The organism is Microbulbifer sp. JSM ZJ756, assembly GCF_044383805.1.
Classification (GTDB): Bacteria; Pseudomonadota; Gammaproteobacteria; order Pseudomonadales; family Cellvibrionaceae; genus Microbulbifer; species Microbulbifer zhoushanensis.
In genome coordinates this window covers 160544-174525 of record NZ_JBISER010000008.1, presented here as the reverse complement: position 1 = coordinate 174525, position 13982 = coordinate 160544, and the positions used below count along the sequence as shown (strand labels likewise).

Here is a 13982-nt window from a genome sequence, read left to right as displayed (position 1 = left end):
CCCAATGACCGAGAGCGGTACCAAGCCGATGAGTGTGACTGACGCCAATAAAACAGAAGTCCCCGGGACTGAATCCGGCGCACCGGCCGGCCAGCACGCGATGCTACCGATCCGCGATATCGCCCAGCGCACCGGGGTCAACCCGGTCACCCTGCGCGCCTGGGAGCGGCGCTACGGCCTGCTGGTACCCGCGCGCACCGGCAAGGGCCACAGGTTATACAGCGAGGCGGACGTGCAGCGGGTGCGGGAAATCCAGGCGTGGCTGGCACGCGGTGTTCCCATCGGCAAGGTGCGGCCATTACTGGAGCGGGGCGATGACGGCGAGCGAACCGCTGGCGAACAGGGGGATACCTGGGCGCGTTCGGTGCAGGAAACTATCGATGTGGCATTGCGGTTCCAGCCCGCCGCCCTGCAGCAGCACCTGGAGCAGCTGCTGTCGGCTTATCCTCCGGCACTTTTACTGGATTGCTGGCTGGCGCCACTGCACCGCGACCTGAGCCGCCGTACCCGGTTCGGCAGCAGCGTGCTGCGGTCTTATTTCTGGGAGCAATTGAACGGGCAGCTTGCGTTGATGCTGCGCAGCGGCCAGCGCAACCTGTCCGGCCAGGCGGGGAGCGGGCGGCTGTTACTGGTGAGTTTTCCCGGTGCCGAGCAGCAGGCTTTTGCCGCCCTGTTCGGGGCCGGCCTGCTGGCGGCGGGCATCGACATATTACACCTGGGGCCGGTAGACGAGATGCCGGAATTGCCTTACGCCGTGGAGAAGTTACAGGCGCGGGGCGTGATCTGTTTCAGCCATAACGCCCTGCCCATGGCGGCGTTTGGCAGTGGCGCGGAGCGCGCCCTGCGCAACATGCGCGCGCCGGTATGGTTTGCCGGCGGGATCGTCGAATTACAGAAGCGCGACCTCGTGCGGCTGGCGGAGGCGGGCAGGGGGCGCCTGTTGCCCGCCAGCGGCGCGCAGGCTATCGAAGAACTCCGGGAGGACCTGTCATGAGTGGCAAGGCAGCCTTCGAACGCGGCCTGGTGTGGCTGCGCAACGATCTCCGCGTGCACGACAATACCGCCCTGCATCGCGCGGCCGGGAGTTGCAGCGAAGTTGCGGCGATTTTTATCGCCTGCCCGAAAACCTGGCAGGGCCAGGATGAGGGCGATCCACTGGTTTCGTTTCGCATGGCCTGCCTGCGGGAAGTGCAGGAGGGCCTGGCCCAGCGCAATATACCGCTGTACTTCCTCGAGTTGCGGGAGTTTGGGCAGGTGCCGGCGGCATTGTCCCAGGTAGTGGAAAAACTGGGTGCCGATGCCCTGTTCGCCAATGCAGAGTACCCGCTCAACGAGCAGCGGCGTGACAATGCAGTGCGGGAGGCACTGAAGAAAATTAATGTGCCAGTGGAATACTGCACCGACCGCACCCTGGTGCCGCCGGGCTCGGTAACCACTGGCAGCGGCGAGGCCTACAAGGTCTTCACGCCGTTCAAGCGGGCGTTTATCAGCCAGTTCGGCGGCGACAGCTACCAGCCCCTGCCGGCGCCCCGCAAGCGCAGTGCGGATGTGGACTGGCCCGCCTGGCTCGAAGTGGAGGGCAGTAACAACCTGGTGCAGACGATTCCCGGGTCCCTGGAGGGATACCCGCTGGAAGTGGATAAACGCGGTACCGTAAAGGGCTGGCAACCGGGGGAGAAGGCGGCGATGCGCCGCCTGAAGTCGTTCAGTGAGATCATTGACGGCTATGAGGACGAGCGGGATTTCCCCGCGATTGACGCCACGTCGCGACTGTCCCCTTACCTGAACAGTGGTGCCATCTCGGTGCGCCAGTGTGCGCACATGGCGCTGGAGTGCAACAGGGATCGCTGGAGCGGCGGCAGCGATGGCATCGCCTGCTGGCTGGGGGAGTTGATCTGGCGCGAGTTCTACACCCACCTGGTGGCGGCCCATCCCCGCCTGTGCAAGCACAAGCCGTTCAAGCCCGAGACCGAGGGAGTCGAGTGGTCCGGGGATGAAGTGTCGTTCCGCCGCTGGACCCTCGGCAAGACCGGTGTGCCGATTGTGGATGCGGCCATGCGCCAGCTGGAGCAGACCGGCTGGATGCACAATCGCCTGCGCATGGTGGTGGCGTCCTTCCTGACCAAGAACCTGCTGATCGACTGGCGCTGGGGCGAGCGCTATTTCATGAACAAGCTGGTGGATGCGGATTTTGCCTCGAATAACGGGGGCTGGCAGTGGGCGGCCTCCACGGGTACCGACGCCGCTCCTTACTTCCGTGTGTTCAATCCATATAGCCAGTCAAAGAAATTTGATCGGGACGGGGACTTTATCCGCCGTTTTGTGCCGGAATTGCAGAGTGTGCGCGGCGATGAAATCCATTGCCCGCCACGTATGTCGGACTACCCGCCGCCGATCTGCGATGTAAAGGAAACCCGCAAGCGGGCGATCGAGGCCTTTGCAGACCTGAAATGAACCACCGGCGGCGAACGGCCGGCAAACTGCCGTGGATTAACAGGAATTGATCGCGCCGTCCCGGGATTGTGGCGAGGCGTGTCTATACTTGGCCCATCGCGACCACCGCCAACATAACAGCGCAAAGGCGTGCGGCACATGTAAGCCCGCGTACAAGCAAAGGAGTGCGACATGGGATTCACCGCGAAATCCATCAGCCTGGCCGTGGCACTGGCAGCAGCATCGGCCAGCTTTGCCGACGAGAATGTCACCGAGGACCTCTACAGTAATTTTTATGTCTTCGGTGACAGCCTGTCCGACAGCGGCAATGCCGGCATATTTACCAGCCCCGACCCGGGTGGGGAAACTCCGCGCCAGCCGGCCATCAGCTTTACCGCCCAGCGCTTCGGCCTCCCCATGCTGACGCCCTCCTGTTTCGGCCTGGGGCCGGATTTCGGTGGCGCCATTCCCTGTGCGCCGGCCCCGGGCACGCCGGCAGAGCAGGTGGCACAGATCTCGCAATCTCTGCTGGCCAACGGTAATAACTGGGCAGTGGGCGGTAACCGGGCCGCCGATGTGTTGCTCGACGTGGTGGGTCCGCAGCGCTTTCTCGAGCTGTTTCCCGATACCACCGTCGCCGACCACAACAGCCTGACTACCATCCTGCCGGATTCCACCCGCTGCGGCCCCGACGGCATCTGCGATCCTGCCGCCGGTGAGAGCCCCTACCTGCCTCCGGCGGAGGTGGCAGCCGCCGTGGCCGCGTTTGGTGACCCGGTGGCACTACAGGCGCTGGTAAACGATCCCGGCAATGGTATCGGGCTGACCGGTGTCCCCAACGCCAGTGGGCAGGGGTTCCTGCAGCGCAACAGTATCGATTCCCATGCGCTCTATTACCTGAACGGGGGTGGCAACGACATCATTGCCGGCACCCTGGCCGGAACCATCAGCCCGGAAAGTATGGAGCGGGCGGCCGGGTTTCTCACTTTCGCGGTCGCCGAGCTGAGCACGGCGGGAGCGGACTATGTGGTGGTATCGAACGTACCGCGGGTGGGTAATACGCCGCTGATGAATGATATCGGCCCGGGTGCGGTGAGTACTGCCAATATCGGCACGTCGCTGTATAACGAGGCGCTGCGTTCGCAGTTGGTGCTGCTGGGGGCCAATGTGCTGATCCTCGATTCTGCTGGGCTTGCCGCGCTGGCACTGGACAGGCCGGGATTGTTTGGCTTTGCCGATATCGACCAGGCTGCCACCTGTTATATGGCGGGTGCCTGTGCCAACCCGGACCCGGTGTTCAGTGAAAACGGCAGTGCGCCCAATGCGGACCGCCTGTATTTCAACGATGGCGTGCACCCGACCCTGGCAGCGCAGGAAGTGCTCGGTGATTATTATTATTCGGTACTGAGCGCACCGGTGGGCTTCGGCTTACTGCCCGACCTGGGTTACCAGAATTACCGCACGCACCAGACCAATATCGACCATCACCTGGTGGCCCAGCGTTTCCGCGAGCCCACCACCACCATTTTCTTCGGCGGTGCGTGGCAGCGGACCGAGCTGGGCGGCGGACCGGCCCAGTATTACGACGACAGCGCCTGGAATGGCCTGTTTGGCTTCAGCTTCAATGCCGCCGAGAATTTCGAGTGGTCCCTGTCGCTTTCCTATGGCAGCACCGAGTACACGCCGGACAACCTGTGGCTGGAGGCGGACAACCTGAATTTCAGCTGGTTTGCCCGCTGGAACGACGAGCGCTGGTTTGTTGATGGTGGCTTTACCTACAGTGATATCGATTATGACGAAGTGGATCGCCGTATCCACCTGGGCCAGGCGTTCCGGACCCGGGTCCAGGCGGGCACCGAGGGTGATGCCTCCGGTGTGTTCCTGCGCGGCGGTTACGATACCGCTCCGGCACTGCCCTGCCAGCTGGGCCCGTTCGTATCGGTGGAGTGGACCGAGGTAGAGGTCGACCGCTTCCGCGAGCGCACCGATCCAGATCTCCGCTATGTCAGCAGTGTCACCGGCGAGACCCTCGACCCGATCGGGCTCAAGGTGAAGGGCCAGGACCGGGAATACCTGCGCTACCGTGCTGGCTTTTTCTACAACGCGCCGGAAAATGCCGAATGGCGCTGGTTCGGGGAAGTCTGGGTGGAAGGCAATGACGGTGACGATACCGCCGATGTCCGCGTCGGTCTCAAGTCGATTCGTGGCAACAGTGCGTACCTGAGGGCCTATGACAGCGACGGGCGCGGTTTCTTCCAGAACGGCGCCGGTGCCATGGTGGGGCTGAATGTCACCGAAAAACTGCAGGTGAGCGGCAATATCATGCTGCGCCCGGAGGATGAGATCGGTGGCCTGAACATCAATTACCGCTTCTGAGGCTGCAGTCAGAGGGTGGGCATCCGCTTGACCAGGAACGGAGTACGGTCACCGAATTTTCTGCGGCAAAGGCGCCCAAAATGGCGCGGGAATGCGAAAAGCACCGCGCTTTAGCGCCATCGATTACCCGCCCGGTTGTTAACGTAGAAGTATCGATAACAACCGGACAGGAACGATGTACAAGCCACATTTCAGTAACGCCAGCGAGCGACTCAACCAGGCGGATGCCAATGTCTGGGCGGTCAGTGACCGGGCCCACGAACTGGCCGACAAAGGCGAGGACGTGATATTCCTGTGTGTGGGCGACCCCAACTTCGATACCCCGGAGCCGATCCTCGATTACACCCGCGCGCGCCTGGGTGTCGGCCGTACCCACTATTCCCCCGATGCCGGCGAGCCGATGCTGCGAAGTGCCATCGCCGCGATCGAGAGCAAGGTGTCGCCGCACCCGTGCAGCCCGGACGATGTAGTGGTGTTCCCCGGTGGTACCAACGCCATTTACGCCGTGCTCGCCTGCCTGCTGAACCCCGGCGAGAAAGTGCTGATCCCGGAGCCGATGTATATCGGCTATGTGCCCATCTGCAACGCACTGGGCCTGGAGATGCAGAAAGTCGCCTGCCCGGCGGAGGACAACTTCGCCTTTGACGTGGAGGCGATCAAGGCGGCGATCACCGACGACATCCGCGTGGTGATGATCAATACCCCGGTGAATCCCACCGGCGCCATGGCCACCCCGGAGCAGCTGCGCGAGCTGGCCGCCTACTGCCGCGAGCGCGATATCTGGCTGATCAGCGACGAGATGTACTCGATGATCACCTTTGCCCGCCGTCATACCTCCCTGCGCACCGCCGCCGAGGAGCTGGACAACGTGGTAGTGATTGACGGCCTGAGCAAGTCCCACGCCATGAGTGGCTGGCGCCTGGGCTGGGCGGTGGCCAGGGGCGAGCTGACCGAGCGGCTGGCCCAGTTCGCCGGCGCCACCATCTTCGGTTGCCCCCAGTTTATCCAGGAGGCGGCGGCCTTTGCGCTGGAGTTCGACTCCTATTTCGTCAGCCAGATGCGCGATGCCTACCAGCAGCGCCGTGACCTGATTGTCGAGCGGATTGCCGGGATCCCGGGGCTCAGCTGTGCCACGCCGGACGCCGGCATGTTCGTGATGGTGGATGTGTCGAAGGTGGCGGAATCCGGCGAGGCCTTTGCCGAGGCGCTGCTGGACGCGGAGCACGTGTCGGTCCTGCCGGGTGCGCCGTTCGGCGCCAGTGCGGTGAACCACGTGCGCCTGACCCTGGCCGCCGATGACGGGGACCTGCGCCGCGCGCTGGACCGTATCGAGCGCTTCGTCACCAGTGGTAACCGCCAGGCGGGTTGATTGAGGCGGCGGGCCAGTGGCCCGCCCGACCCGATGTTTCGGCCCGGCACGAATGCCGGTATCCTTGGCCCCTCCGTGGTAGAAGATCAACAACACCGTGAAAATCGACCGGCATAACCTGAAAATCCTGCAGGCACTGCAGACCAACGCGCGTATCAGCAACCTGAACCTGAGTGAAGAGATCGGCCTGTCCGAGAGCGCCTGCCTGGCGCGGGTCAAGCGGCTCACCAGTGAGCGCTACATCCGCGAGTTCCTCGCGGAGGTCAACCTGGACAAGGTCCGCCACGCAGAGTTCTACGTCAATGTGGCCCTGAAACGCCAGGATGCCCGCACCAGCGAGAGCTTCCGGCGCGCCATCAACGATATCCCGCAGATCGTTTCCTGCGTGAAGATGTCGGGAGAGTTCGATTACATGCTGCGCTTTATCTGCCCGGACGCGGCGGACTTCAACCGGGTGTCCGAGCAGTTGCTGGCCAACGAGGATGCGGCCATTTCGCGCATGACCTCGCACCTGGTGATCGAGAAGACCAAGCCGTTCAAGGGTTACCCCCTGGAACTGTTGTTCCAGGACTGATCTGTCCCTTTCCGGGCCGGCGATGGCCGGCCCCCGCCCCGGTTCAGACCAGCATCATTGCCAGGGTGCGATCCACCAGCCACCAGGCTGCCAGGCCGCCCACCACATAGGAAACCGGGGTCGCCACCAGTGCGCTGGCGGGCGCACTGGTCCGGGCCTCCCACAGTTGCACCGATGGCAACCGCCGGCCCAGCCAGTACAACGCGGCCAGCGCGCCAATAAAGGCCAGTTGCCCCGCCTCCACGCCGATATTGAACACTGCCAGCGACAGCGGGATCGCGTGCCCGGGTACGCCAATTTCCGCCAGCGCCCCGGCGAATCCCAGCCCGTGTAGCAGCCCGAAGGCAAAAGCCACCAGCCAGGGTTGCTGGATCGCGATGGTCGAGCGGCCGCGCTGTTTCTGCAGAATCTCGCTGGCGACAAACACGATGCTGAGGGCAATGATCGCCTCCACCGGCGCCTGCGGCACGGCGACCCAGCCGAGCACTGCGGCGGCCAGGGTCAGGCTGTGGGCAAGGGTGAAAGCTGTGATGGTGATCACCAGTTGCCGCCAGCCACTGACCAGCAGCACCAGTGCCAGCACAAACAGCAGGTGGTCGATACCCAGCAGGATATGCTCCACACCCAGCACGAAATAGGTCGCGGCAACCTGGGCGCCACTGGCCCTGGTATCCACCACCATTCCGGTTTTGTCCGGTAACAGGCGCGCCACCTGTTCGCGCCCGTCCTGCCACTGGATGCGCACCAGTGCGTCGGTCATGGTCTGGCTCAGCCCATCAATGGATACCTGTGCACCGGCCAGTTTTTCCGGGTGGCGGATATCCCAGGACTCGGTGTAGAAGCCATTGGCGAAGCTGGCGCGCGGTGTGCCGGTGGGCACCACGCTGTCGTCGAAGCGCGCGTTGATGGCCAGCCGCAGGTCGCCGCGGGCCGGTACCCGCCAGGTTACCCTGAAGGACTCTTCCGCGGTCTGCCGGACCTGCAGGTAGGCCGGGCGCAGTTCGTGGGAGCTGGCCTGGAATGACAGCAGCAGGGCCAGGAGGGCAAAGATCATTGTAATCTGGAGCAGCGACAGGCGATTCATTGCATGGCCACCCCGTCAGTTTCGCGCCCCGGGAAATCGTCGATACGCACCCTGTAGGCCGTGCGATAATTTTCGTACTGCGCTTCGAGTACCTGTTGCTTTTCGCTGCGCTGCCAGTCGCGCAGAACCTCTGCACGCACCTCGTCAAAACCTGCCACCCGCCGGGGCTGGCGGGCCTCGATAAAAACCAGGTGGAGCCCGTACGCTGACTCCACCGGACCGCTCCACTGCCCCCGGGGCAGGTCGAGCAGCTTCGCGGCAAATCCCCCGCCGAAAACCCGCTCCAGCCGCTCGCTACTCTCGTCACGGTAGTGGGCCTGCAGCAGGCTGCTGTCACCCAGCTCCGCCTCCGGTACCCCTTCCCCGAGCAGTGCCCGGGCGGTCTCGACAGCCGATTCCGGGTTGTCGTGGGCCGCGCGGTCGAAATAGACCTGCCGGAAACTCATGCGTGCCGGCCTCCGGTATTGTTCGGCATTGGCGGCGTGGAAATCCCGCAGGGTTTTTTCGCCGGGATCGACGGCATCGACCAGGTCCCGGGCCAGGAACTCCATCTTCATGCGCAGGCGCCGCCTGATGACCGTGTCATCCCTGTCCAGGCCCAGGTTCATTGCCTCGCGGTAAAGCACTTCCTCGCGGATAAAGTTTTCCACGAGGTCATGTAGTTCCTGCTCAGAGGGCGGGCGCTGCCAGCGCCGCTCGAACACGGCGGCGAGATGATCGATACGGTCGCGGCTTACGACGATTTCATCCAAACTTTCATCTCTATCCGTAAATACAGCGTTGATGCCGAACAGCAGCGCCCCGATCAGGGCAAAGTGCACCAGCGGTTCACGCAAGTACGAATTACGCATACTGACGTCCTTTCCATTATTGTTGGGCCTGTAGTTCCCGGGGCTGTTAGAGCCGGGGTCATGCCAGTCGGGGGGAGGAGATGCGGGGCGCCTGCCACGGCTCCCCCACGGCGATTGCAATGACGCTCGATCGGATAGTAGTCCGGAGTGCTTCCGGTCGTGGCCGCCTGGCAGGTAAAACCGCATCCGGTACGCAAATTTCATCGACAGGGGCGGAAAGCTGGCCCGTCGGGGAGTGTGGGGCCAGACTTCAAGGGTCTTATGGGCGAACCGCTTGTAAAGGAGGCAGGCAGTGAGAAACAGCGGAACGATTTACCTGATTCTGAATGCGTTGGTGTTCGCGATCATCGGTGTGATGGCCTTTGCCAATCCAGCGGCTTTTGCCAAGACGATCGACTTTGCGTTGCTGGCACCCTCGGCCATGCCGGAGTTCCTGGCCACATTTGGCGGGCTGATGCTGGCGATCGCCGCAGCGATCGCGTTGGCCCTGGTGTTCCGGCGCCATCGACCCACCGCATTCCTCCTGCTGGCAATGGCCTATGCCGGGTTTGGTGGCGGGCGCCTGGTGGGCATGCTGGCCCACAGTGGTTTTGACTGGCGCAATGGGTTGTTCTTTGCCACCGAGGTGCTGCTAATACTGTGGGGCGTTGCCTGTTACCTTCACGGGCGTGACAAGCGCCCCCAGGCTTCCTGAAACAAAAATGCGTGGCACCGGACGCCCTGTAACGGGTGCCGGGCCACGCGAGCTTGCGGACTTCATTGCCGATCAGCCGCAATCCGGTGTCAGGCGGTCACCTGCAAATCTTCTCTCCCGTCGTCATCGCCGTTATTCCCGGCAGCGGCACGGCGGAACTCGTCCTTGTAGTTCTTAAACTCGGTGCCCATCCAGCGGTCCCACCAGGTGAAGTAGAAGCCGTAGTTGCCCTGGAATTTCTGGTGATGCAGGTCGTGATGCGTAGTGGTGGTCATAAAGTCCAGCGGGCCATCGACCCAGCTGCGCGGATGGAATTCGCAGCCGGCGTGCAGCATCGCGTTGCGAAAGATCATTACGAAAATAAACGCCAGCCACACCAGCACATGCAGGGGCATCAGGGTCAGGATCAGGGGGGAGAAGACCGCCATCAGCACACCCTCGCCCACCGAAAAACTGTAGGCCGCCCATGGCGTGGGGGTGCGGGACAGGTGGTGTACCCGATGGAAGTGCCGGAACAGGCGGGGATGATGCATGGCCCGGTGGGTCCAGTAGAAGTAGGCATCGTGGACCAGGATGACCACCGGCAGGCTCAGGACAGCCCACCACAATGGATAGTCCCCCCACTCCCAGTAGAGCTTCACCAGTCCCCAGTCGCGCAGCACGCTGGTGATGATACCCACGGTGGCAAAAATCCCCAGGGTCAGCATGGAGAAGCTGACTTCCCGGCGGATATCCCGCCAGCGGGCACGGCGCTTCTGGATCCGCCGGCGCTCCATCCAGCCCCGGAACAGCCAGCTGACGGACAGGCTCACTGCGGTAGCAGCCATCAGGTAGCGAAACAGGTCAGTCCTGAAATGCGACAGCCATGCCTGGGCCATCTCCGCGAGAAACGCCACTTCCATAGGTTCACCTGCTTATTCTTCTTCCGATGTTTTTTATGGTGGCCGCAGGGCCGGACACAAGGTCCGCCCCCACAGTGAATCAGGGAAGAGTCTGGCGGAAAGTGCGGGTGGACGCTTACGGAAAACGAAAAAACAGCTGACGGATTCCGGAATTATGCCGATTCAGGCGGGCAGCCTTTCGCGTCGGTACTCGGTGGGTGTCTGCTGGTGGCGGCGCTTGAAAGCGGCATTGAAGGGGCTCAGGGAGCGATAGCCAATATCCAGCGCGATGGTCAGCACCGGCAGGTGGGCCTGCCCCGGATCCGCCAGCCGGGTGCTGGCCTCGTCGATACGGTACTGGTTCAGGAATTCGTTGAAGTTGCGGTAGCCCAGGTGGCGGTTGATCAGGGCGCGCAGGATATGTTCGCGGGCCCCCAGTTCCTCCGCCAGTTCGCGGATGGTGAGGCCGGTGCGGCGGTAGCCGCCGGCCTGCATGTGGGCCTCGAGCTTTCCTGCCAGTTGCCGCTGGCTGTCATCCATGGGCGACGGGGGGCGGGGCGTGGCCTCGGTGGTAACCGCTTCCTCATTGTCCCTGGGCAGGGATTCCGCCAGTGCACCGGGGGCCGGGGCCAGCAGCCAGAGGCATGCTGACAGCGACAGCAGGCTGGCCAGCACTGCATGCAGGGCCGGGATGCCGGCGGGGGCGGGCCGGTAGGTGAACAGGAATTCGGCCATGACAACCAGCAGCATATAGCCGCCGACAGCGATCATCAGGACCAGCCGCAGGTTGCGGCGGGCTTCCACCAGGTCCGACTGGTAGTGGCGCAGCAGCGTAATCACCCCGGCGGACAGCAGCCCCAGCTTGAGCGGCTGGGCAAGGATATAGGTGGCATTATCCAGCGCCTGCCAGTTGTCGCGGAGCAGGCTGCTACTGGACAGGCTGTTGATCACCACGTCGAGGCCGATGAGCGCCCAGCCCCAGCGCGGGAAAGGGTCACAGTCGTGGCAGAGGGTGTGGGCGAACAGCCAGAAAGCACCGGGTACCAGGATCGACGGGAATACCACCAGGAAATCCAGTGGCGGCGGTGCTTCGGGAAGGGCGTGGCGCAGCAGGTAGAAAAATACGCCGGTGATCACCAGCAGCAGCCAGCGTGCGGCGTCGAGTCCCCGGTAATGGGTTGCCAGCTTGGCGGCGGCCAGTAGCAGCAGGCTGCAGGCGGCGCCGGTGAAGAAGATGAACGCGGTACTCACTGCCTGTCCCCTGTACCCGTGCCGCAGACTGCCATCAGCGCCAGCGCTCCGCCCAGGCGTCCAGTACCTTGCTGCTGTAGGTGTGTCGGCCGTAACTGCCGTTGTAGTAGGCCAGGGCGTTGGCCAGGTTGCCCCTGGCCTTGCCGATATAGTGCTTGAGGATGGTACAGCCGTAGCGCAGGTTGGTGTCCATATCGATCAGGTTGTCCGTGGGGCTGCCGATTTCGTTCTTCCAGAACGGCATCACCTGCATCATGCCCTGGGCACCCACGCGGGACACCGCGTAGGGGTTGAAGGCGCTCTCGATCTGGATCACCGCCAGGACGATCTCGGGGCTGAGCCCGGCCAGGGTGGCTTCCCGGTGGATCGCCTTGAGCACGTGCATACGTTCATCCGGGTCCTTGATGTAGCGCGCCAGCGGCTGGGACTTGGCCATCAGCCATACCTCCGCGTCAAAGCGGTCGGCAAAGCTGTCGGCCTGCCCGATGGCATTGCGCAGCGCTGCACGCTCCTCCGGCGCCAGCTCGGGGATGCGCACCTGGGCATTGGCGCCGGCGGTAAACAGCATGAGCAGCAGTGCAATAAGGCTTGTTCTTATCATGGCAACCGATTTTACGAGAAGGTGCGGGGAAAGGGCAGGGGGTAGTTCATGGTGACACGGCCGGGGCCGGTTGTGGGGTCGCGCGATCGGGAGCCAGCCGGCTCCCGACCCCTATCGTAGAGCGGTTAACCGCCCAGTTTTTCCAGCAGGACTTCGACCAGCTGGGACTCGGCGAAGTCCTGGCTCTCCGCGTCGCGGCGGCCCTTGTATTCCACTACGCCTTTCTCCAGGCCGCGGTCACCCACCACAATGCGGTGCGGAATGCCCATCAGTTCGACGTCGGCCAGCATGGCCCCCAGGCGCGCCTTGGGTTCGTCCATCAGCAGTACATCGACGCCGGCCTCGCGCAGGGTCTCGTAGAGGTGGTCGCACTTCTCCCGTACCAGCTCGCTCTTGTGCATGTTGATGGGCACGATGGCCAGCTGGAAGGGTGCGATGGCCTCCGGCCAGATGATGCCGGCATCATCGTGGTTCTGCTCGATGGCGGCAGCGACGATGCGCGAAACGCCGATACCGTAACAGCCCATGGCCATGGTCTGCTCCTTGCCGTTCTCATCCAGCACGGTGGCGTTCATTGCACGGCTGTACTTGTCGCCCAGCTGGAAGATGTGGCCAACCTCGATACCACGCTTGATTTCCAGGGTGCCCTTACCATCAGGGCTGGCATCGCCGGCCACCACGTTGCGCAGGTCCTCGACCCGCGCCAGCTGCACATCCCGTTCCCAGTTGACGCCGGTCAGGTGGTAATCGTCGCGGTTGGCGCCGCAGGTGAAGTCGGCCAGGTGCGCGGCGGTGCGGTCCACGATAACCTCGATTCCCAGGCCCACCGGTCCCAGTGAGCCGATACCGCAGCCCAGCTCGGCGCTGATGCGCTCCTCGGGCGCGAATTGCAGCGGGCTGGCGACTCCGGCCAGCTTTTCCGCCTTGAGCTCGTTCAGTTCGTGGTCGCCGCGCAGTACCAGGGCCACCAGGGGGGCGGTTTCGCCCTCTTCTGCCTCCCCCAGTACGATCAGGGTCTTGACCGATTGGGACGGCTCGCTACCCAGGAACTGGCTCACCGCGTCGATGGTTTTCTGGCCCGGGGTGTGTACCTCGGCCATGTCGGCCGCGGGTGCCGGGCGCTCGCCAGCCGGGGCCACGGCTTCGGCCAGCTCCACGTTGGCGGCGTAGCGACTGTCGGTGGCGAAGGCAATGTCGTCTTCTCCGCTCTCGGCCAGTACGTGGAACTCATGCGAGCTGGAGCCGCCGATGGCGCCGGTGTCCGCCAGTACCGGGCGGTAGTCCAGGCCGATGCGATCAAAGATGCGGCAGTAGGCGCCGTGCATGATGTCGTAGGTCTCCTGCAGCGAGTCGGCACCCAGGTGGAAGGAGTAGGCATCCTTCATGGTGAACTCGCGCGCCCGCATCACGCCGAAGCGCGGGCGGATTTCGTCGCGGAACTTGGTCTGTACCTGGTAGAAGTTGGCCGGCAGCTGCTTGTAGCTGCTGATCTCGTTGCGGATCAGGTCGGTGATCACTTCCTCGTGGGTGGGACCCAGGCAGAAGGGGTTGTGATGGCGGTCCTCGACCCGCAGCAGTTCCGGCCCGTACTGTTGCCAGCGACCGGATTCCTCCCACAGTTCGGCCGGCTGGACCACTGGCATCAGCACCTCCAGGGCGCCGGCGCGGTCCATTTCCTCGCGCACAATACGCTCCACCTTGCGCAGCACGCGCAGTCCGGTGGGCAGCCAGGTATACAGTCCCGAGGACAGGCGACGGATCATGCCCGCGCGCAGCATCAGCTGGTGGCTGATGACCACAGCGTCATTCGGGGTTTCTTTCTGGGTGGCGATCAGGTAGCGGGATGCGCGCATAAATCGAGTCTTGTC

Annotated in this window: 12 protein-coding genes; 6 read left to right on the top strand and 6 right to left on the bottom strand. The window is 63.5% G+C overall.

Features of this window, described 5'->3' with window-relative positions:
• The first annotated feature begins 4 nt into the window (after positions 1-4).
• From ACH6CX_RS13925 to ACH6CX_RS13905, 5 genes are all read left to right on the top strand, one after another.
• Positions 5-994, top strand: a complete 990-nt coding sequence (locus ACH6CX_RS13925; protein ID WP_396675573.1) for a MerR family transcriptional regulator — start codon at positions 5-7, stop codon at positions 992-994.
• Positions 991-2454, top strand: a complete 1464-nt coding sequence (gene phrB, locus ACH6CX_RS13920) for a deoxyribodipyrimidine photo-lyase (protein WP_232941080.1) — start codon at positions 991-993, stop codon at positions 2452-2454. The genes ACH6CX_RS13925 and phrB overlap by 4 nt, the downstream gene beginning before the upstream one ends.
• 171 nt (positions 2455-2625) lie before the next feature.
• On the top strand, positions 2626-4809 hold the full coding sequence (locus ACH6CX_RS13915) for an autotransporter outer membrane beta-barrel domain-containing protein (RefSeq protein ID WP_396675572.1): 2184 nt from the start codon (positions 2626-2628) through the stop codon (positions 4807-4809).
• Positions 4810-4984: 175 nt separating this feature from the next.
• Positions 4985-6178 (top strand): pyridoxal phosphate-dependent aminotransferase, encoded by a 1194-nt coding sequence (locus ACH6CX_RS13910; protein ID WP_232941082.1) that lies wholly within the window; start codon positions 4985-4987, stop codon positions 6176-6178.
• Between the two features lie 97 nt (positions 6179-6275).
• A complete protein-coding gene (locus tag ACH6CX_RS13905; protein ID WP_232941083.1) occupies positions 6276-6752 on the top strand; it encodes an Lrp/AsnC family transcriptional regulator in 477 nt (158 codons plus the stop codon).
• 43 nt (positions 6753-6795) lie between these two features.
• Here the strand turns inward: ACH6CX_RS13905 and ACH6CX_RS13900 are convergent, their stop codons facing one another.
• On the bottom strand, positions 6796-7836 hold the full coding sequence (locus ACH6CX_RS13900) for a HupE/UreJ family protein (protein ID WP_396675571.1): 1041 nt from the start codon (positions 7834-7836) through the stop codon (positions 6796-6798).
• Positions 7833-8687: a peptidyl-prolyl cis-trans isomerase gene (locus tag ACH6CX_RS13895; RefSeq protein WP_396675570.1), complete on the bottom strand. Its 855-nt coding sequence runs from the start codon at positions 8685-8687 to the stop codon at positions 7833-7835. The genes ACH6CX_RS13900 and ACH6CX_RS13895 overlap by 4 nt, the downstream gene beginning before the upstream one ends.
• Before the next feature lie 292 nt (positions 8688-8979).
• Here ACH6CX_RS13895 and ACH6CX_RS13890 point away from each other — a divergent pair, with 292 nt between their 5' ends.
• Entirely contained in the window at positions 8980-9381 is a 402-nt protein-coding gene (locus ACH6CX_RS13890) for a DUF4345 family protein (protein ID WP_232941088.1), read from the top strand.
• Positions 9382-9470: 89 nt separating this feature from the next.
• Here ACH6CX_RS13890 and ACH6CX_RS13885 read toward each other — a convergent pair whose 3' ends face one another.
• The 4 genes from ACH6CX_RS13885 to ACH6CX_RS13870 form a co-directional block, all read right to left on the bottom strand.
• Entirely contained in the window at positions 9471-10283 is an 813-nt protein-coding gene (locus ACH6CX_RS13885; RefSeq protein WP_232941089.1) for a sterol desaturase family protein, read from the bottom strand.
• Between the two features lie 162 nt (positions 10284-10445).
• Positions 10446-11513: a helix-turn-helix transcriptional regulator gene (locus tag ACH6CX_RS13880; protein ID WP_232941090.1), complete on the bottom strand. Its 1068-nt coding sequence runs from the start codon at positions 11511-11513 to the stop codon at positions 10446-10448.
• A gap of 34 nt (positions 11514-11547) precedes the next feature.
• The gene (locus tag ACH6CX_RS13875; RefSeq protein ID WP_232941091.1) at positions 11548-12114 is read right to left on the bottom strand and encodes a lytic transglycosylase domain-containing protein; all 567 of its coding nucleotides are present in this window, start codon (positions 12112-12114) and stop codon (positions 11548-11550) included.
• Positions 12115-12239: 125 nt separating this feature from the next.
• Positions 12240-13967 carry a proline--tRNA ligase gene (locus ACH6CX_RS13870; RefSeq protein WP_237063554.1) on the bottom strand — a complete coding sequence of 576 codons (1728 nt, stop codon included), beginning with the start codon at positions 13965-13967 and terminating at the stop codon, positions 12240-12242.
• Between the last annotated feature and the right edge of the window lie 15 nt (positions 13968-13982).